This window comes from Nonomuraea sp. NPDC026600, assembly GCF_040638335.1.
Lineage (GTDB): Bacteria > Actinomycetota > Actinomycetes > Streptosporangiales > Streptosporangiaceae > Nonomuraea.
Window position 1 is genome coordinate 239,206 of record NZ_JBEZYD010000009.1, and the last position, 18,729, is coordinate 257,934.

14 protein-coding genes and 3 tRNA genes are annotated in these 18,729 nt (G+C 69.3%); 7 read left to right on the plus strand and 10 right to left on the minus strand.

Features of this window, described 5'->3' with window-relative positions; all coding sequences use genetic code 11:
* Positions 1 to 72: 72 nt before the first annotated feature.
* From AB0F17_RS22855 to AB0F17_RS22865, 3 genes are all read right to left on the minus strand, one after another.
* Complete coding sequence (locus AB0F17_RS22855; protein ID WP_358025973.1) at positions 73 to 1,341, minus strand: MFS transporter; 1,269 nt, start codon at positions 1,339 to 1,341, stop codon at positions 73 to 75.
* Between the two features lie 189 nt (positions 1,342 to 1,530).
* Positions 1,531 to 2,334: an SAM-dependent methyltransferase gene (locus tag AB0F17_RS22860; protein ID WP_358025975.1), complete on the minus strand. Its 804-nt coding sequence runs from the start codon at positions 2,332 to 2,334 to the stop codon at positions 1,531 to 1,533.
* Positions 2,335 to 2,727: 393 nt separating this feature from the next.
* A complete protein-coding gene (locus AB0F17_RS22865; RefSeq protein WP_358025977.1) occupies positions 2,728 to 3,996 on the minus strand; it encodes a LuxR C-terminal-related transcriptional regulator in 1,269 nt (422 codons plus the stop codon).
* 150 nt (positions 3,997 to 4,146) lie between these two features.
* On the opposite strand from AB0F17_RS22865, the gene AB0F17_RS22870 reads away from it, so the two are divergent.
* The 3 genes from AB0F17_RS22870 to AB0F17_RS22880 all read left to right on the plus strand — a co-directional run bounded on the left by AB0F17_RS22870 (position 4,147) and on the right by AB0F17_RS22880 (position 10,193).
* Positions 4,147 to 4,611 carry a luciferase family protein gene (locus AB0F17_RS22870; protein ID WP_358025979.1) on the plus strand — a complete coding sequence of 155 codons (465 nt, stop codon included), beginning with the start codon at positions 4,147 to 4,149 and terminating at the stop codon, positions 4,609 to 4,611.
* Positions 4,612 to 4,791: 180 nt separating this feature from the next.
* Positions 4,792 to 7,815: a DUF6397 family protein gene (locus tag AB0F17_RS22875; protein WP_358025981.1), complete on the plus strand. Its 3,024-nt coding sequence runs from the start codon at positions 4,792 to 4,794 to the stop codon at positions 7,813 to 7,815.
* Positions 7,816 to 7,967: 152 nt separating this feature from the next.
* Positions 7,968 to 10,193, plus strand: a complete 2,226-nt coding sequence (locus AB0F17_RS22880) for a 2OG-Fe(II) oxygenase (protein ID WP_358025983.1) — start codon at positions 7,968 to 7,970, stop codon at positions 10,191 to 10,193.
* A 144-nt stretch (positions 10,194 to 10,337) separates the two neighbouring features.
* Here AB0F17_RS22880 and AB0F17_RS22885 read toward each other — a convergent pair whose 3' ends face one another.
* The 5 genes from AB0F17_RS22885 to AB0F17_RS22905 all read right to left on the minus strand — a co-directional run bounded on the left by AB0F17_RS22885 (position 10,338) and on the right by AB0F17_RS22905 (position 12,107).
* The gene (locus AB0F17_RS22885; RefSeq protein ID WP_358025985.1) at positions 10,338 to 10,790 is read right to left on the minus strand and encodes a hypothetical protein; all 453 of its coding nucleotides are present in this window, start codon (positions 10,788 to 10,790) and stop codon (positions 10,338 to 10,340) included.
* A 410-nt stretch (positions 10,791 to 11,200) separates the two neighbouring features.
* Positions 11,201 to 11,272: transfer RNA gene (locus AB0F17_RS22890), tRNA-Val, on the minus strand.
* A gap of 1 nt (position 11,273) precedes the next feature.
* A tRNA-Cys gene (locus AB0F17_RS22895) sits at positions 11,274 to 11,347 on the minus strand.
* Positions 11,348 to 11,361: 14 nt separating this feature from the next.
* Positions 11,362 to 11,433 (minus strand) — tRNA-Gly (locus tag AB0F17_RS22900).
* Positions 11,434 to 11,471: 38 nt separating this feature from the next.
* Positions 11,472 to 12,107, minus strand: coding sequence for an amino acid-binding protein (locus tag AB0F17_RS22905; RefSeq protein WP_219529889.1), 636 nt, complete (start codon positions 12,105 to 12,107; stop codon positions 11,472 to 11,474).
* 81 nt (positions 12,108 to 12,188) lie between these two features.
* On the opposite strand from AB0F17_RS22905, the gene dusB reads away from it, so the two are divergent.
* Positions 12,189 to 13,298 (plus strand): tRNA dihydrouridine synthase DusB, encoded by a 1,110-nt coding sequence (gene dusB, locus AB0F17_RS22910; RefSeq protein WP_358025987.1) that lies wholly within the window; start codon positions 12,189 to 12,191, stop codon positions 13,296 to 13,298.
* Positions 13,299 to 13,309: 11 nt separating this feature from the next.
* Here dusB and AB0F17_RS22915 read toward each other — a convergent pair whose 3' ends face one another.
* Positions 13,310 to 14,089: a phytanoyl-CoA dioxygenase family protein gene (locus AB0F17_RS22915; protein WP_358025989.1), complete on the minus strand. Its 780-nt coding sequence runs from the start codon at positions 14,087 to 14,089 to the stop codon at positions 13,310 to 13,312.
* A gap of 40 nt (positions 14,090 to 14,129) precedes the next feature.
* Here AB0F17_RS22915 and AB0F17_RS22920 point away from each other — a divergent pair, with 40 nt between their 5' ends.
* A complete protein-coding gene (locus AB0F17_RS22920) occupies positions 14,130 to 15,152 on the plus strand; it encodes an AraC family transcriptional regulator (RefSeq protein WP_358025991.1) in 1,023 nt (340 codons plus the stop codon).
* An 82-nt stretch (positions 15,153 to 15,234) separates the two neighbouring features.
* On the opposite strand, the gene AB0F17_RS22925 is transcribed toward AB0F17_RS22920, so the two are convergent.
* Entirely contained in the window at positions 15,235 to 16,386 is a 1,152-nt protein-coding gene (locus tag AB0F17_RS22925) for an ROK family protein (RefSeq protein WP_358025993.1), read from the minus strand.
* 166 nt (positions 16,387 to 16,552) lie between these two features.
* On the opposite strand from AB0F17_RS22925, the gene AB0F17_RS22930 reads away from it, so the two are divergent.
* Together AB0F17_RS22930 and AB0F17_RS22935 are read left to right on the plus strand one after the other, a co-directional pair.
* Positions 16,553 to 17,851, plus strand: a complete 1,299-nt coding sequence (locus AB0F17_RS22930; RefSeq protein WP_358025995.1) for a glycoside hydrolase family 36 protein — start codon at positions 16,553 to 16,555, stop codon at positions 17,849 to 17,851.
* Entirely contained in the window at positions 17,848 to 18,723 is an 876-nt protein-coding gene (locus tag AB0F17_RS22935) for a sugar ABC transporter permease (RefSeq protein WP_358025997.1), read from the plus strand. Before AB0F17_RS22930 ends, AB0F17_RS22935 begins: the two co-directional genes overlap by 4 nt.
* Positions 18,724 to 18,729 lie beyond the last annotated feature (6 nt).

Below are 18,729 nucleotides of genomic sequence, written 5' to 3' on the forward strand. Positions count from 1 at the left end.
CGCCTCGTACGCAGCCGCCAAGCGGCCGATGGGCGAGGAACACCGTGTCGCCCGGCGGGACGAACCAACTGGTCAGCGCTCGGTAAGGGCAGGGTCGGCGTGATGCTTACCTTTTGGAGATGGCTGGCCGAGCAGCCGCAGCCGCTCCAGCAGCGTCATGGCCAGGGCGCAGCCGCCACCGATCACGACCAGAGCGGCCCAGGGCAGCCAGGCCAGGTCCCAGCGCAGGGCGGCGTCCCAGATCGTACCGGTGGCCAGGGTGCCGACGGTGACGCCGAGGCCGGACAGGGTCGCGTACACGCCATAGTGGGTGGCGACCAGCCGGCCGCCCGACAGGGCGACGATCACGTCCATCTCCCATGGACAGATCAGCATCGTGCCGAGGGCGAGCAGGGCGGCGCCGACCAGCATCGGCGCCGTGGCCAGGTGTTCGGCGAGTTCCTCGCCCATGCCCGCGAAGGCCGGCGGCAGCGGACTGGGCCAGGCCACGAGCGGTGTGAACGCCAGCGCCATCACGGCCAGACCGGTGGCCATCGAGCGCGGTGCCGTCATCCGGCGAGTCGCCCACGCGCTCACGCGGCCCTGCAGCGTGATGACGAGCAGCGCCGAGAGCGCGAACATCTCCCCGACACCGAGATCCTGCTCGGGCCCCAGCGCCCGTCCCATCACCAGCGGCAGCGCCAGATAGACCTGGAACGACAGCACGTACGAGCCGGTCATCGCCAGCGCGAAGCACCAGAAGGGCCGGTTGCCCAGCACGATCCGCCACCCTGAGCGCTTCTGGCGCGGTTCGGGCGGCAGCGCCGGCAGCCCGATCCCCTGCAGGACGGTCAGCAGGACGAACACCCCGGCCGCGGCCAGCGCCACGACGCGGAAGTCCAGCCCCGACAGCGCGAGTCCGGCCAGCGGGCCGAGCAGCAGCCCCGCCTGCCCGGCCATGTTGAACCAGCCGAACGCCCGCACCCGGTCATCCGCCGTCACGGCCAGCAGCGAGCGCACGCCCGGGTCGAACAGCGCTCCGGCGAACCCGGTCACCGCCGACGCCACCACCAGCGCCGTGACCCCGTCGGCGAACCCGAGCAGCGCGAACCCGGCCGCCCGCAACCCGCATCCGGCCAGCACCGTGATCCGGCAGCCCAGCCGATCCGCCAGATAGCCGCCGACCAGTGCCATCCCGCGCTGGCTGGCGTTGCGCACCCCCATCACCAGGCCGACCGCCCAGGCCGCCAGCCCGAGCCCGTGGGTCAGGTGCACGGCGAGGTAGGGCATCAGCAGATTGAAGCCGAGCTTGATGGTGAACTGGTTCAGCAGCAGCAGCCGCACGAGGTGTCGATCGCTCATAGTGATGGACACGATACGGAGCGTCAGGTTATCGAGACGTTTACCCGCGTCTTTCGATCCTGGTCAGATGGGACCGCGTACGACCCCGCTGCGACGGCGCCACCGGTGTGACCAACATTTCCGGTTGCTGTTCGGTGCGCTTCCTCGAGCGGGCCCGCCCCCTGGCAGCGGCAGGAGGGGTGGCCGGGGTTACGGCTTGCGGCCGACGCCCCCGTAGAGCCATCGCGTGGCCTCGGGGGCCAGGTCGTCCGGGTCGGGGTGCCAGGTGTCGATGGTGACCAGGCCGGGAGACACCAGCTCGAATCCCTCGAAGAAACGCGTGACCTCGGCGTGCTCGCGGAAGTAGATCGGCGTCGGCGTGGCCGCGTAAACAGCCTCGATCGCGGCCACCGCGTCCGCCAGGTGGCCGTCGCGGGTGACGTGGGTCAGCGTGAGGTGGCTGCCGGACGGCAGGGAGTCGCGCAGTTCGGTCATGACCGCGCCCCGCTCATCCATGGTCAGGAAGTGCACCATGGCGATCATCAGGACGCCGACCGGCTGGTTGAAGTCGAGGATCTTGATGGTTTGCGGGTGTTCGAGGACCTCGGAGGGGCGCCGCATGTCGGCGGCGGCCACGGTGGTGTTCTGGTCGGTCGCGAGCAGGGCGCGGCCGTGTTGCAGCACGACGGGGTCGTTGTCGACGTAGACGACGCGGGCGTCGGGGATGATCTCCTGGGCGATCTCATGCGTGTTGCCGACCGTGGGCAGGCCGGAACCGATGTCGATGAACTGCCGAATGCCCTGCCTCGCCATGTGGCGTACGGCGCGGCGCAGGAACGCCCGGTTCTCCAGGGCCAGCTGGCGGATCTCCGGCATGGCCTTCTCGACTCGACCGACGGCTTCCCGGTCGATCTCGAAGTTGTCCTTGCCCCCCAAGTAGTAGTCGTACATCCGGGCGACGCTCGGCCTGGTGACGTCGATGCCGCCAGGTCCTTTCGCGTCCTGCTCCGTCATGAACGGCCTCCATCACCTAGATCATTTCCTAAAATTAGCGCAAACATTGGACATAGCGCATCAAGCGGTGGTCGACGGGCGATTCCGCCAAGGCATAACGAATGCCTCGACCAGGGCGTATAGGGCATTGTCAAAAATCTGTTCCCCAGGCTTCTGCGGACCTTTCAGTAGGACATAGTGGGCTTCCTCGGGCGCATTGGGGCGTGGGCCGATGGCGTCGTCACGAGGTGTCATGTTCGGCCGGTGCAAGGCCTGATCACTTCGTGTCTGGGGTTGCGACATGCTCCGCCGCTTCATGGCGGATGGCGGCGTCGGCCAGGCGTCCAGGTTCGAAGACCGCCATCGTCCGCGCTATCGCGCGGCCAGGACGCGTGTGATCATCGTTGCCCTCGGTCAGGCGCTCAGGCCATGAACGTGGGCGAGAGCCGCGGCCTCGGTACGGGTGGCGACTCCCAGTTTGTCGAGGATTTTGGCGACGTGGAACTTCACCGTGTGCTCGCTGATCAGCAGGTCCTCGGCGATCTGCCGGTTACGCAAGCCGCGCGCCAGCCGTTCGAGCACCTCCAGTTCGCGCGGCTTGAGTATGGCCAAGGCATCGTGAGGAACCTCCGTGGCAGGTGGCGTGAGCGGCAGCGCCGCAGTCACCGTGGTACCCCAGCCCGGGACCGCGTCGAGCGAGAGGCGGCCGCCCACGGCCGCTGCCAGCTCGGTGAGGCGGCGCACCGGTAGGGCGTCGACGGTCAGCACGCCGGGCCCGTCGTCGCGGATCGCCAGGTGGAGCTCGGCCCCGGCCACCTCCCAGGTCACGCGGATCCTGCTCAGTCCCTCGTGGTCGAGCATGGTGAGGACGGTGTTTCTGGCCAGGGCCTGAGCGGCGTTAGCGATGTCACCAGGCAGGACGTGGTCCGGCTCGCGGGGGCCGTCGAGTTCCAGCGACACCTCGCTGTAGCGGGTGAGCGGCGCCAGCTTCCCGGCGAGCCGGTCGAAGGCGGCTCCTGCCCGTTCCTCGCTCAGGGTGGAGTCGAGGTCGGCCGCCGCGCGCAGCTCGATGAGCGCTGAGACCGCCAGATCGGTGGCGGTGCGTCGAACTGCGGCGTCGTCGAGTGTACGGCTGCGCAACGTGCTGAGTAGCGACTGAAGCGTGGCCGCGTGAGCGCTGGTGAGTTCGGTGATGGCACGGGCGCGCTCGCTGGCCGCGACCCGGTTCCCGCTGAGGTCGGCCGGTCGGAGATTGACGGCCCGGTGCGACAGGTGCAGCGCCGCCAGATCCCACAGTGCCTGCACCAGCACGCGCACCTCATTGGCGGGTTCATCGCCGGTCACCACCACGAGCAGGGCGCCGTCCGCGCCGGGTGGCTGGGATGCCACGGCGAGCGCGGGCATGAGTTCGCCCGCCAGGTGGGCCTCGCCGAACCATGGCCTCCCCAGCTCCACCGTCCCGCCCACCCTGGCCAACTCGGTGCTGGTGATCTGCTCGGCCAGCGCGGCTTCGCCGTACGCCTTCATGGGGTGTCTGGCGCAGTCCCCGGTCAGCATGGCGAGCGCCCGGTGCGGCAGGTACGCCGACAGCGCTGCGGACAGGGGCTCCAGAATGCCGCCGATCGGGGCCCGGAGCACGGAAGCGGCGGCGGCGAGTGCGGCGGCGGGGTCGAGCGGGCGCATGGCCTCATGCTAGGGCTGCTCGTTCGGGCAGTGGATACCAGCCGAACGGGCAGTGCGTCAGCTCGCGTCTCACCAGCAGGCTCGTTCCCATGAAAGCCCTTGTCGCGCCTGGTCGCGGCAAGATCGTGATCACTTTCTGGGGAGACCGCAATGATGACCCTGCCCACCCGCGCGGGCGACCGTCCCAAGACCGGCCCGTCCGTGCCGCACATCCAGCTCAGCCAACTCAGCCCCGACGAGATCCGCGAACAGCTGACGAAGTGGATGGGCACCGCGCTCCCCGCGACCGAGATCAGGCCCAGCGAGATCTCCGAGCCAGGCGCGACCGCCTTTTTCCTGGAAGGCGACGCGAAGCCACTTGGGGGAGCGGTGCTCCTGCCGCCCCGCCTGATCGCCGAGTTCGCACACGTCCACACCGACGGCAGCCTGCACCTGGCCCTGTCTCAGGAGGACCAGCAGGAACTCATCGCCAAGGGCTGGGGCGAGCGCCACCCTCTGTACTCACCCACGATCAACGTGGTGATGTTGTACGGGCCCCGCACTGAGGAGGAACTGGAGGTCGCCAAGAGCGTCGTCGCTACCTCCTACCGCTACGCGACCGGCAGGTCACTGTAGTGCTCGTCAGTTGTCAGGTGGCGTGGACCTGGAGTCGTCGGGTGCTGCCTCGGTCAACGCCGCATTGATCTCCGCCGGCTCGACTCCCTGCGCCTCGGTCACCAGCCGTGCTGTTGCAGGAGAGCACCACAACCGATGCTGAGCGCCTGATTGTCGGTGACGTTCGGTAGCGTCTCGCTCATGCTGAGTGAGATCGCGAAGGTGCGAAAACTGCTGGGGCTGGAGGTGCGGGAGTTCGAGGCCGCGATCCTGCTGAGGGCCGTGACAGTGGTCCGACGCGAGGGAGCGCGTCTGGTCTCCGCGGAACAGGTCGAAGAACTCCTGGCCGATCTCACCGCTTTTCGCGCGCGGATCGAGCTGGTGTACTCGGCCTCTGGGGCTGAGCTTCTCGGGGTCACGCAGGACCGGTTCAACCGCCTGGCCCGAGTGGGCCTGCTACATCCGGTTCGGTGGTATGAGAACTCCTACAAGGTGCCCGTGTGGCTTTACTCTGTCGCGGAGTTGCGCCGGTTCGACCGGCCCGAGTTGCTGAACAAGCGTCTCCCCACCGATCTGCTGCGGGCTCTCCAGGAGGGAGTGGATCTGCGCTATGACTCCTGGTGGATGCGCGTCACCGAGAGTGCGCTCGGTGGGTGCGCCACCGCATGGGAGCGGGCCGCATTCTGGCTGGCGGTGCACGGCCTTCCGCTCCCGCAGGGGGAGGTGGAGTCGAATGAGTTCGTTCATCTGGGGCGACTGGGCGAGGGACTGCATGTCGATCCGCTGCTGGGCCGGCGGGAAGTGCTGGCGGAATTTCGGCGGGCGCTAAGTGAGGCCCGCACGGAAGGTCCCGCGCCGTCCCTGTTGAGCGCGGTCGACGGAGCAGCGCTTCTCGGTTGCCGCCCCGAGGTCGTTCCCCGGAAGCTGACCCTGGAGGTTGCGCAGCGATGGCAGGCAGACCCGCCGCGGTGGCTGCGCTCAGCCAGGTTGGACGCCATGGCCGCCGCGCTTGCCGTCCGACTCGGGGTGCCGACGACAACGGTCCGTCCGCAGGTGCGCAGCGGCCTGGATCCCGAGGCCGCCGCGACGCGATGGACGACCAAACCCCCGGCCTGGCTGGTGGCCGCGCGCAAGGAGCGAGAACTCGCGGATGCCGCAACCGTAAGGGAACAGGCGCGAGCCTGGGGGGAGTCATTCGGCGTGCACGCGCACGCGGTTCCGCACGCTGTCCCCAAGCTTACGGACGCGGCCGTCGCCGACGCGGCGGCGAATCCCCCTGCCTGGCTGACCGAGGCCGGGTGGACCGCCGAACACGGCTTTACGCTTCCCTCCACGCTCGCCCAGCTGAAGGCGCGGCGCAGAAAGCAGGGCAAAGAGCTCGCGCAGCGGCTGAACACGTGGGCAAGGGCGTTCCAGATCCCGGTTGAGTCGGTGCCCGACACGGTGCCCCAGCCAGGTGAGGCGGCATACAGGTCCGTGCTTCAGGCGCCTCCCGATTGGCTCCTGTCCACGGGTTGGCTGCCGGGGCAGGGGCCCGCCGCGGCGCGGGAACAGGCCGCCCGGGCGAAACAGGACAGGCGCCGGCGTGACGGAGAGCTCCAGCGGGAGGCTGCGGCCAGGGCGCGGGCGCGGATTACCGTTCGGGCCCGGCCGCCCGAGCAGGTGAGATTGCATCTGGGCCCGACCAACTCGGGCAAGACCCATGACAGCGTGGAGTTTCTGATCGAGCGGGCGCGCGAAGGGTTCTCGGGCACCTACGCGGCACCGCTGCGGATGCTCGCAGGTGAGGTGTATGAACGGCTGGTCGCCCGGCTCGGGCCTGAGCTGGTGGGGCTGCGTACCGGCGAGGAGCGGGTCAATGCGGACGCCCAGGTGCTCTGTTGCACAGCCGAGGCCGTGCCGTCGCAAGGATCATCGCCGGGTGGGTCTCGTGGGGTTCTCGTGGTGGACGAGGCGCACTGGCTCGCGGACCGCGACAGGGGCCACGCCTGGACCCGGCTGCTGCTCACCGGAGATCACCGGTTCGTGCACGTGACCGGAGCACCGGAGACCGAACCGCTGCTTAGGAGGATCTTCGCGGACGCGGAACACCTTGAAGTCGTCCGCCACATGCGGGCGGCCAGGCTCACGCTCACGAGCACCCACACCGCCACCAGCCTCCCCGACACCTCAGCGGTGGTCGCCTTCAGCCGTAGGGCGGTGCTGGCACTACACCGGGAGCTGGTAGACGCGGGCCGGACCGCCACCGTGCTGTACGGGGCGATGCCGCCAGGCGCGCGTCGAGAGCAGATCCGCCGCCTGGTCGACGGGGAGGTGGAAGTGATCGTGACCACGGATGTCATCGGACACGGGATCAACCTCCCGCTGCGGGCGGTGGTGTTCGCCGAGACCACCAAGTTCGACGGCGTTCAGCGCCGCCCCCTTCGAGTATGGGAAGCGGCCCAGATAGCGGGCCGGGCCGGTCGCCGCGGCCTTCAGGCGGGAGACGGCCTGGTGGCCGGATATCAGAGCCGGATCCCGGGGTTCACCCGGCAGAACAAGCTGATGGCCGCGGCCGTGGACGTCGCGAACGGCGACACCGGCTCCGACCTGGCAGTGCACAGCGCGCCACTTCGCCCCGTGTGGGCGGATCTGGGGGAGCCGCTCCCCGCGGAGCTGCCGCACGCTCTGACCGGGTGGTCACGCGCGGCGAAGCAGGCCACCGCCGAGCTTTCGTGGCTTGCCCCGATGCCGGTAGATGATCTCCACGGCCGGTGGGAGGCGACACGGGCTGTGGTCGGTGCGGGGACCGCCGTCAACGCGCCCTGGCCGAGGGAGGGTCGGCCGGTATGGCGATTGCTCACCCTGCCTGTCGATGCCGACGCCCCCGCCTTCCGGCATATCGTCCTGGCGGTCCTGCGGGGACGTCCCGCCACCCATCTACTCAAGTCGGCGGAGCAGGTCGCGCGGATGCCGTTGGCCGACGCCGAACAGCACGCGGCGTTGATGCGGGATCTCCGGATCGCCGTACGGGCTTTCCCCGAAGAGGGAGTTGGGGAGATCAGTGAAAACGAGGCCACGGCTGGGGAGGAGGCCGCCGCGGGGCGGATCGTCGAGCTCCTCGCCAGGGGAGGACCACTGTCGACCTTCGGAGTATGCGCCTCGTGCGGAAAACCCTGCGCACCGTGGTTCCGCTTGTGTGACCCCTGCCACGGCAGCCGGTTCTCCCCCTGGGATGAGGAGTGACGTTCTCCTCGATGAAGACCTGGCCCTCGCCCCCGGCGAACCGGTCTGGCGGTGGCGCGACGCTCGCTATCGTGAAACTCCACTACCTTCCGCTTACCCGGATTTCAGGGCGAGGTGCCGGGATTCGTTCACCAGAGATGGAGCGGAACATCATGCCCGCGACTGCCGGGAAGAGGCTGGCCGAACTGCTCGGTGGCAAGAGCGGGCAGGCCGCCGCCAGCGTCTACCGCAAGCTCGCCATGACCGATCTGTCGATCGAAGTGGCGGGTGTCGGCGCGCTGCGGTTCCCGGTCTCCACCGAGCAGGTCGCGCAGCTGCGCGAGGTCGGCCTGGTGGCACGGTTCGGACGTGGCACGCAGACCCTGACCGATCCGGAGGTACGCGACACCTGGGAGATCCCCAAAGAGCTGCTCAGCATCGAATGGACGGAGAGGTTCGGCTCCATCCTCACCGTCATGCGCGACGAGATGGGACTCCCATCGCACTGCGAGCTCACAGCCGAACTGCACTCCATGCTGCTGTACGAGATCGGCCAGTTCTTCGTCACCCACCAGGATTCCGAGAAGGACGACGCCATGATCGCCACCTTGGTGGTGACCCTGCCGTCCGGCTACACCGGGGGTGAGCTGGTCATCGAGCACGGCGGCCGGCGCGTGGAGTACAAGGGGTCGAAGGTCGCGCTCCCGCTCGTCGCCTTCTACGCCGACTGCCATCACCAGGTCCTCCCGGTGAAAACGGGTCACCGGATCACCCTCACCTACAACCTGCTCCTGACCGGGGAGAGCAGCGCCCCGGCCGACGACGCGCTGGCCGGGCCGCTCGCAGCCTGCCTCGCCGAGCACTTCACGACCCCGATCGCCCCCTCATACGGCAGAGCCCCGGCCAAGCCCCCGGCGCGCCTGGCCTACCTGCTCGATCACGAGTACACCGCCCGCGGCCTGTCCTGGGGCCGTCTCAAGGGCAGTGACGCCGGTCGCGCCGCCCTGCTGCGGGCGGCAGCGGAACGGGCCGACTGCGAGATCACACTGGCCCTGGCCGAGATTCAGGAGACCTGGGACGCCTACGAGGACGACGACGACTGGTACTCCCACGACGAGGAGGAGGACGAGGGTGAGGGTGAGTACACCCTTCAGGACCTGATCGACTCCTCGATCAAGCTCTCCCACTGGCTCACGCCCGCAGGCCGGCTGGAGGAGATCACGCTGGGCCTCGGTGAGGAAGAGGTGGCCGCGTCCACGCCGTCGGCCGACCTGGAGCCCTATGCCTCGGATTACGAGGGCTACATGGGTAACTACGGCAACACCCTGGACCGCTGGTACCGGCGTGCGGCGGTGGTCATCTGGCCGCGGAGCCTGGACTTCGCCAGCCGCGCGGAGGCCTCGCCCGGCTGGGCGCTGGACGAACTCACCGCGATGGTCGAAGCCGGGCAGGTGAACGAGGCCCGCGAGGCGGCGCAGTCGCTGGAACCGTTCTGGACCGGCTCGACCCAGAACGCCGGGACGGTCCTGAAGGTCGCGAATGGGCTGGACAACCCCCAAGTGGCGGCCCTCCTGCTCCGGCCGCTGAAGCTGGAATGGTTGACGCCCGGCCACGGCCCGGCGCTGGCCGAGCTGGTCACACGGTACGGAGAAGCCTGGCTGACCAGCCTGCTGGCCGACTGGTCACGGGAGTGGCGGCCCCACTCCTACGGCTCCGACCAGGAGCGGCTGGACTGGCTCACCGGGCTCCCCGCGCTCGGCCGGGCCTTGCCCGCGGAAATCTTCCAGCGCATCCTGAAGGTGGCGTGGACGTGGCAATCGGAGCAGGTCCGCGCTCTGCTCGCCGTACCCTCCCCCAGCAGGCGGCAGGAGTGGCTGGCCGAGTACGGCGCACCGGTGGCCGCCGTTATCGAAGCCGCCGCCGGCTGCGGAGCATCCGCGTTGGTGCAGGAGGTTGTCGCGGCTTGCCGTACCGACCGCGATCAGGTGCTGGCCCTGGCAGCGCTGAAGGCCGCCGGCCCGGGGATGGCCGAGTTCGGCCCGCTGGCCACCAGCTGTGCTGCGGTGCTGCGTGCCCGGCTGACCAGGCCTCTGCGCGCGCCCGACGACTGGTCGATCGAGTTGCCCGCCGGATGCGCGTGCGAGCTGTGTTCGACACTCGGCGCGTTCCTGCGTGCCGGTGGACGACGCGCCTTGGAGTGGCCGCTGGTCAAGGATGGGCGCAGGCATGTGCATTCCCGCATCGACAGCGCCGAACTGCCCGTCACGCACCAGACCAGGCGGCAGGGCAGGCCGTACACCCTGGTGTTGACCAAAACTCAGGCACTCTTCGATCACGAGCGGGAGGCGCGTGGACGCGATGAGCATGAACTGGCCCGGCTGACCGAGAACTGGCTCTAACCAACCGTTCGCGGCCCGCGCGAGCGCCTCGCCCGCAACCCGCTGATCCGCCAACCGAGCGCCTTCTGCGCCGCGTGATTCCACGGGTGTCGCGTCGTAGAGGGCTACTGGCCGATCACACAGTTCCAACAATCCCCAGCGGATTTACCCACGGCGATCGAAAGTGTCGAGCTCGGGTGCGCCGAGGACGAAGTCGTAGTTCCCCTTGCCCACCGAACGGTTGAGTGTGGTCGTGACCAGGGAGGGGCTGTCGTAAGGGCCGGAGATATAGAGCGGTCTGCCGTCCTTGCCAAAAGTGATCGCCGCAGGGCCGGACCAGGTATCCAGCTGGGCTGAACAGGCGGCGAAGTCCTGGTGCGGTTCGAATCCCAGACTGTGGGCGTAGGCCGCGCCGCCGAAGACCAGGTGCTGGGCCAGATCTAGTGGAGCGTCCTGCCAGCCCTGCGGATAGGCGCTGAAGTAGTGCGCGCGGAAGCGCCGCAACTCCATCTCGGTCTGGATATCGGGGCCGGTGGCGTTCTTGGCCCCGAGACAGTAGGCGTCGACGAGATAGCCGCTGACAGCGAGTTTGTCCCAGCTATGCGTACGCGCCAACAAGCCCGCCGGTCCCGCCGTCCTGTGGATTCTCGTCCAGCCATCCCCGATCGGCAGGGTAGGAGAGCCCAGCGCTCCACCCCCTGTTGATCCAGCATCCCACCAAGCCGGGCAGCGACTTGGCATTGGCGGCCTGCACCTGTGCTGCCACGGCGCGAATCAGTGGCGTCACCGCAGCCGACGTCAAGCCGAGAGCCCGCGCGATCTGCTTGGGAGAGCGCCCCTGCCCGCGCAACTCGCGAACCTGATCAAGAAGGAGCCAAATTCTAGGCCCGTCAGTCGTCGCCCTCCGGGCTGAACTACCCGAAAATTCTGTCCAGGCCTTGATCTGGTCAGATTCTCTGCTCCCGATTCCATTGTCAACGATCTGGAAAAGCAGAAACCCCAGGCCGTTGACCTGGGGTTTCTAGGAGTGGACGATACTGGGATTGAACCAGTGACCCCTTCCGTGTCAGGGAAGTGCTCTCCCGCTGAGCTAATCGTCCTTGGAGGTGGAGACGGGATTTGAACCCGTGTGGACGGCTTTGCAGGCCGCTGCCTCGCCTCTCGGCCACTCCACCGAGTCGCTGATCCGAGCGGAAGACGGGATTCGAACCCGCGACCCTCACCTTGGCAAGGTGATGCTCTACCACTGAGCCACTTCCGCGTTGCCCCATAACTCTAGCGGGTTTTCCGACTGGTTGCTTACTTGCGGAGCTGGCGAGCCACGCTCCGCTCTGTGGCGGGCAGGCTCAGGAAGATCTCCAGGATGCGGGTGAGGCGGTGTACCTCGATGCGGTGGAAGGCCGGGCCGTCGCTCCTGGCCAGGATGAGGGTGAGGGCAAGGGGCGGTAGCGGGGCGTGGATGACGTGCAGGTCGCCGTCGAGCGTGATCGCCATGGGGCGCGCTGGTATGGCCTGTGGCAGTGTCACGTGCTGGGGCGCGCGCCAGCTCGCGTAGATGACGCCCCGTTCGGCGACCGTGGCCGCCCAGTCGGCGCTGAACAGCACCGGCAGCGAGTCGACCAGGGTGGTCAGCGCCCTGTCGCCCGCCGTGGTGATGTATTTGAGAATTTCCAGCTCCGGGTAGGTGCCCGGGGCCTCACGGGTGGTCCAGATGCCTTCGACTGTCACGTCGGCGACGCTCTGCAGGCTCTTGAGAAGCGTCTGCTTGGGGGTGCCTTCTGGGCAGAAGACCGTGATGTCGTCGACGGCCCGGCCCGCGCCCCTGTCGAGAACCGTGAACTGGGTGATGTCGGCTCCGACGCCGCCGAGGACGCTGGTGATCTGTGCCAGCGAACCTGGCCGGTCGGGCAATGCGATGCGTACTCGCAGAAGCATCCGTCCCCTCCCCACTAGACGCCAGTTCACAGCCTATCCGCGAATACCCGTCAGGGCCTGACCTGCGCTACAACTGACTGAGTGAAGATTGGACCGATAGGGGTGTGGCCACCGGTCGTGCTCGCGCCGATGGCGGGCATCACCAACGCGTCGTTCAGGGTGCTCTGCCGCGAGCAGGGCGCCGGGTTGTTCGTGTGCGAGATGATCACGACCCGGGCGCTCGTGGAGCGCAACCCCAAGACGTTCAGGATGATCAGGTTCGCGGAGTCGGAGCGGCCGAGGAGCATCCAGCTGTACGGCGTCGACCCCGTCACGGTGGGGCGCGCGGCCAAGATGATCGCCGACGAGGACCTGGCCGACCACATCGACCTGAACTTCGGCTGCCCCGTCCCCAAGGTCACCAGGCGGGGCGGCGGCTCCGCGCTGCCGTACAAGAGGAACCTGCTGCGGCGGATCCTGCACGAGGCCGTCGCGAACGCGGGCCCGCTGCCCGTCACGATGAAGATGCGCAAGGGCATCGACGACGATCACCTCACCTACCTGGACGCCGGCCGCATCGCGGTCGAGGAGGGGGTCGCGGCGATCGCCCTGCACGCCCGCACGGCCAAACAGCATTACGGCGGCGTGGCCGACTGGGACGCGATCGCCCGGCTGAAGGAGGCGGTGCCGGAGGTGCCGGTGCTGGGCAACGGCGACATCTGGTGCGCCGACGACGCGCTGCGCATGATGGCGGAAACGGGGTGTGACGGCGTGGTCGTGGGGCGCGGGTGCCTGGGCCGGCCGTGGCTGTTCCGGGATTTGGAGAACGCGTTCAACGGCGGTTCGGAGCGGGTACGGCCCAGCCTTGGCGAGGTGGCCGCGATGATGGCCAGGCATGCCGAGGGGCTCACCGAGTGCTTCAACATCGAGCGTTACGCGATCGCCGACTTCCGCAAGCACGTCGGCTGGTATCTCAAGGGGTTCACGGTCGGCGGCGAGCTGCGCCGCGAGCTGGCCACCGCCGAGTCGCTCGACGGGCTGCGCGAAGGGCTGGCCAAGCTGGAGCAGGACCAGCCGTGGCCGTCCAACACCGACACCCCGCGCGGGAAGTCGGGCGAGCGCGGCAAGGTGCAGTTGCCGGACGGCTGGCTGGACGACCCTTGGGACTGTGTCGTTCCTTCAGACGCCGAGTCGGATATTTCCGGCGGCTGACCGACGCGGCTTCAGTGCGGGCCGACCGCCTCGGTGCCGCAGGGGCCGCCGCCGGTGGCGGGCTGCAGGTGGACCGGATCGCCCGCCATCGTGAGCGTCGGGTAGTAGGCGGAGATGCGTTCGGCGGAACGGCCCGTGTAATGGCAGATGAAGCTGCGCCTGAACCGGTCGGCCGTGCTGTTCGGCTCGGAGCCGTGCACCAGGCTGCCGTTGAAGAACAGCACGTCGCCCGGGTCCATGTCGACCGGCACGCGTTCGAGGCCCGGCGGCGGCGGGACGTACTCCTTGGTGAAGGAGACGTCACTGTCGGCCTCCTCGGGACAGAACAGGTCCATCAGGTGCGTGCCGGGCACCACTTCCAGCCCGCCGTTGGCGCGGTCGACGCGATCCAGTGCCATCCAGGCGGCCACGCACGTGCCCGGTTCGACCCGCAAGTAGAAGTTGTCCTGATGCAGTGCCTGCCCGCGCGCGCCGGGCGGCTTGAAGTAGAACATGCTCTGGGCTGCTATCGGCTCCTCGCCGAGCAGATCGCGGAGTACGGCGGCGATCCTGGCGTCGAGCAGGTACCGTAGCGCCACGTCGTTGACCTGGTGAGGGTGCATGACACGCGGATAGTCCCGCAGGATGTCGTACGGCCCGCCGGGTTCTTGCGGCTTCGGGGCGAAGTGACCGGGGATCGGCCCGCGGGCATGCAACGCCATGAACTCCTCCCGCAGCTCCGCCACCTCTTCCTCGGCCAGGAGACCGGGTACCAGGACGAATCCTCGATCATGGAAGTCTGTGAGCCTCATACCTTCACGCTAAGGAGCCGGATCGGTGAACGGTATGCCTATGACCGCTGAGGAAATGTCTGTTCCTGCTGCCGAGCTGACGATCGTGGGCCACTTCGACAACCGGCCCGGGTACGTCACGCGGCGCGTCACCGGCTCGCCGAGCTGGTTGCTCATGTGGACGCAGGACGGGGCGGGGCTGGTCGAGCAGGCGGGGGTGTCGTTCACGGCCGGGCCGGGGGATCTGGTGGTGCTCGGGTCCGGCGCCGCGCAGCACTACCGGGTGGCGCCGGGGGCGGAGCGGTGGTGCTTCTGGTGGGCGCACTTCCAGCCGCGCCCGGCCTGGCTGGGGTGGCTCGCGGAGTACGCTCGGGCCACGGGCTGCCACCTGGTCCACGGCGTTCCCGACCCGACCCGCGACCAGATCGACGAAGCCTTCGACCGCGCCTCCAGAAACGCCCGCTGGCTCCCGCCCGCCTCGCCGCGGACCGCCCGGGGAGCAGCGCGGGCGCCATCGGCCGAGGCAGCCGCGGATCCGACAGCCCCACCGCCGCGCGAGCCCGAGTCCGCCGCCGCGCCTCCCGTGCGTCCCGCGCCTCCCGCGCCTCCCGCGCGTTCCGTGCGCGAGTACGCGCCCGCCGTCGCCGTCTCAGGCCCCGCACGAGACTTGGTGCTGAACGCCGTCGAGGAGGTGATCCTGCTGGCCACCGCCGCCGCCCGGCCGTCCAGTGACGCTCGGCGCGCCGAGGAGCGCGGTGACGCGCGGGTCCATCGGGCACTGGCCCTCATCGCCGCCGAACCGGGCGCGCAACACTCCGTCGCCTCCCTGGCCAGGGCCGTCGCCTTGTCAGCCTCCCGGTTCGCGCACCTGTTCACCGAAGAAACGGGCCATACGCCCATGCGAGCCGTACGCAGAGCGCGGATCCAGCACGCGGCCCGGCTGCTGGAGGTGACGGACATGGACATCGGCCAGGTCGCGGCGGCGTCGGGCTTCGTCAGCCCGTTCCACTTCAGCCGGGCGTTCAGCCACGAGTACGGCATGCCGCCCCGCGACTTCCGCTCCCGCCTCCGGCCGACCGCCTGACGACGCGTGCCGATCGAGTGCTGAGCGCGTGCCGACCGCGTGATGACGCGTGCCGACCTGGTGCCGAACGCCTGACGAGCCGTCAGCGCATCGGGGCCAGGGGAGCGTCGGAGGTGAACAGCTCGCGGCTCAGGTGGTCGGCGGCGTAGTCGATGGCGCCCATCACCACGCATTCGTCCCCCAGCGTCGAAGCCCGTACCTCCGGCATCCGCATGCAGGTCCGCTCCAGCCGTTCGCGCAGCGGCGCCAGCAGGACGTCGGCCGAGCGGGAGAAGCCGCCCCCCAGCACCACCATCTGCGGGTCCAGCACCAGCACCATGGCCGCCGTGCCCACCGCGAGGTCGTCCACGTAGCGGTCGACGGCGGCCAGGGCGACGGGGTGGCCGTCGCGGGCCGCCGCCAGCGTGCAGCCCGCCGCGTCCTCGGGCGCCGTGCCCTCGGGCACGACCTCGCAGCCGTTCAGGTGTTCGGGGGCGTCGTACCAGCGGGCCTCCGGCAGCATGACGATCTCGCCGGCGGCGGCGCCGAAGCCCCTGTGCACCTTGCCGTCGATGATGATCCCGGTGCCCATGCGCCGCCCGACGTGCAGGAACACCACGTCCCGAGCCCCCTGCGCGGCGCCGCGCCGGGCTTCGGCGAGTGCGGCCAGGCGGCTGTCGTTCTCGATCAGCACCTGGCACGAGAACATCTCGCGCAGCTTGCCCGCCAGATCGAGACCCGTCCAGGCGGGGATCGCGGCCGAGAATGTGACGCGGCCCTCCGGAGTGAGCACGCCCGTGGTGCCGACGGCCACCGTCCAGAGGTCGGCGGCCGACCTGCCGCTGAGCGCCAGGCAGCCGGAGACCGCGCGGTCTATGGCGGCCAGGCGCTCCTCCAGCGGCGCGCCGGGCAGGACCGGCTGCCGGGTCTCGGCCAGGATCTCGCCGTCGAGGTCGGACAGCGCGGCCCGTACGTTGTGCCCGCCTATGTCGATGCCGACCAGGCAGCCGCTGTCGGCGCGGAACCGGTAGCGGCGGGCCGGCCGGCCCATCGTGCCCGGCGAAGGCGGCACCTCCTCCACCCAGCCCAGTTCCACGAGCTCGTCGGCGACCTCCTTCATGGAGGGCCGCGACAGCCCCGTCCGCTCGGCGAGCGCCGAGAGGGTGAGCGGACCGGCCCCGCGCAGCGCCCGTATCGCGGTCAGCGAGTTGAGCTGCCTGAGCCGGGACAGGTCGCCGCCGCGGAGGTTCGCCATCGCCGTCCCTAATGTAGGTGTCCTCTGTAACTCGCCATTATGCCAGCGTTCGTTTCTGTTTAAGCACCGGCACTTCCGCGCGAGATCGGGCATTGACCCCCGTGAACCCCTGATGCTACTAATGAAGCGCTCCTTCGTAAGTAGATCAACAGGAATAGAGGGTCTGATGTCGTTCGCAGACGTGGGCGAGGTCGTCCATCAGCCAGGGGAGGCCCGGGTCTTCGAGCACGGCTGGCAGTCGTGGAGCCCCACCGGCGCCTACCGCCTCGGCGAGACGCCGCCCAGGCCCGCGGACGGCAACATCCAGATCCTCTGCTACCGCCCCGACACCCCGGTGCCCGCCGGCGTGTTCCAGGGCGAGGGCTTGCTCGCGATCGACCCCGGCGGCGGCGCGCCGATGGAGCTGTGGTCCGCGCCGAACCCCCTGGAGGTGCCCTCCATCCGGGCGCGCGAGGAGGGCGGCCGGCTGGTCGTGAGCGCGAACGGTCCCGTACGCCACCGGATCGGCGTGTCACTGGAGGAGTGGGCCGACGGCATGGCCGAGGGGTACGCGCCCGCCGCGTTCCCGGCGGTCCCGCCCATGTGGTGCACCTGGTACGGCTACTGGGGCAAGGTCACCGAGCAGGACGTCCTGGACAACCTCCGCCTGTCGGAGCGGCACGCCCTGGGCGCCGACATGTTCCTCATCGACGACGGCTACGAGGCCGAGATCGGCGACTGGCTCGACCCGCGCCCCGGCTTCGGCTCCCTGCGCGAGCTGGCCGGGGCCCTGGCAGAGGCGGGCAGGCGGACCGGCGTGTGGACCGCACCCTTCCTGGTCGGCCACCGCAGCCGGATCTTCCACGAGCACCCCGACTGGCTGGTCGGCGGCGCCCACGCCGGCCACATGTGGGACCAGGACCTGGCCGTCCTCGACGTCACCCACCCGGACGCCGCCGCCCACCTGGTCGAGGTGTTCAGAACCTTCAGCGCGTACGGCATCAGCCACTTCAAGCTCGACTACATCTACGCCGGGGCGCTGGCGGGCAGCAGGCACGAGGACCTGGACCCGATCGCCGCCTACCGGCGCGGGCTGGAGCTGATCCGCGAGGGCGCCGGCCCGGACGCCACCCTGCACGGCTGCGGCGCGCCCATGCTGCCCAGCCTCGGCCTGGTCGACATCATGCGGGTCAGCCCGGACATCGCCCCCACCCTGCACCCCAGGTCGGGCGACATCAGCCAGCCGTCGCAACTGGGCGCCCGGCTCACCGGCGCGGCCCGGGAGTTCCTGCACGCCCGCTGGTGGGTGAACGACCCCGACTGCATCATCCTGCGCCCCGAGGTGGAGGCCCGGAAGGAGTGGGCCGCCCACATCGAGGGCACAGGCGGCCTGCGCGGCTCCAGCGACCCGATCGCGGCGCTCGACGACTGGGGCCTGGAGACGACCAGGCACCTGATGGTCCCCACCAGGACGGATCCGTCGTGAGGAGCAGGCGCGACTGGTACGCCTACCTGTTCATCGGCCCGAGCCTGCTGGGCGTGCTCGCCTTCCTGTTGCTGCCGATGGTCATCGTCTTCGTGCTGAGCTTCTTCCACTGGGAGCTCCTGTCGCCCCCGACCTTCGCGGGGCTGGACAACTACCGCCGCCTGGCCGGAGACGGGCAGTCCTGGCACTCCCTGTGGATCACCGTCGTGTACGTGCTGCTCTGCATCCCCCTGCAGACGGTCCTGGCCCTGGTGCTCGCCCTGCTGCTCAACCAGCGGATCAAGGGCGTCAGGGTGTTCCGCTCGCTGTTCGTCGTGCCGTGGATGGCCACCCCGATCGTCATGGGCCTGGTCTGGAACTGGATCTTCGACCCGCGTGACGGCGCGATCAACAGCGCGCTGGCCGTGATCGGCGTCACCGGCCCCGACTGGCTGTCGGACGCCACCTGGGCCCTGCCCGCCGTCGCGCTGGTCAACATCTGGCAGTACAGCGGCTACAACATGCTGTTCTTCCTGGCCGGGCTGCAGGGCATCCCGAAGGAGCTCTACGACGCCGCCGCCACCGACGGCGCCACCCCGCGCCAGCGGTTCTGGCGGGTGACGCTGCCGCTGCTCAACCCCACGATGTTCTTCGTCATGGTGACGAACCTGATCGGCGCCTTCCAGGTCTTCGACACCGTCTTCGTGATGACCAACGGCGGGCCGGGCCACAGCACCGAGGTCATCAACTTCAAGATCTTCGGCACCGCGTTCAGGGAGTTCGACTTCGGCTACGCCTCGACGCTGTCGATGCTGCTCTTCGCGGTCATCCTGGGCGTGACGCTGACGCAGGTCAGGTTCTTCGGCAAACGCACCACCTATGACATGAGCTGAAGGACG

Bases quoted from the DNA above. Each gene is read 5' to 3' on its own strand.
- AB0F17_RS22855 (WP_358025973.1), bottom strand. From the start codon at position 1,341: ATGAGCGATCGACACCTCGTGCGGCTGCTGCTGCTGAACCAGTTCACC.
- AB0F17_RS22860 (WP_358025975.1), bottom strand. From the start codon at position 2,334: ATGACGGAGCAGGACGCGAAAGGACCTGGCGGCATCGACGTCACCAGG.
- AB0F17_RS22865 (WP_358025977.1), bottom strand. From the start codon at position 3,996: ATGCGCCCGCTCGACCCCGCCGCCGCACTCGCCGCCGCCGCTTCCGTG.
- AB0F17_RS22870 (WP_358025979.1), top strand. From the start codon at position 4,147: ATGATGACCCTGCCCACCCGCGCGGGCGACCGTCCCAAGACCGGCCCG.
- AB0F17_RS22875 (WP_358025981.1), top strand. From the start codon at position 4,792: ATGCTGAGTGAGATCGCGAAGGTGCGAAAACTGCTGGGGCTGGAGGTG.
- AB0F17_RS22880 (WP_358025983.1), top strand. From the start codon at position 7,968: ATGCCCGCGACTGCCGGGAAGAGGCTGGCCGAACTGCTCGGTGGCAAG.
- AB0F17_RS22905 (WP_219529889.1), bottom strand. From the start codon at position 12,107: ATGCTTCTGCGAGTACGCATCGCATTGCCCGACCGGCCAGGTTCGCTG.
- AB0F17_RS22915 (WP_358025989.1), bottom strand. From the start codon at position 14,089: ATGAGGCTCACAGACTTCCATGATCGAGGATTCGTCCTGGTACCCGGT.
- AB0F17_RS22920 (WP_358025991.1), top strand. From the start codon at position 14,130: ATGACCGCTGAGGAAATGTCTGTTCCTGCTGCCGAGCTGACGATCGTG.
- AB0F17_RS22925 (WP_358025993.1), bottom strand. From the start codon at position 16,386: ATGGCGAACCTCCGCGGCGGCGACCTGTCCCGGCTCAGGCAGCTCAAC.
- AB0F17_RS22930 (WP_358025995.1), top strand. From the start codon at position 16,553: ATGTCGTTCGCAGACGTGGGCGAGGTCGTCCATCAGCCAGGGGAGGCC.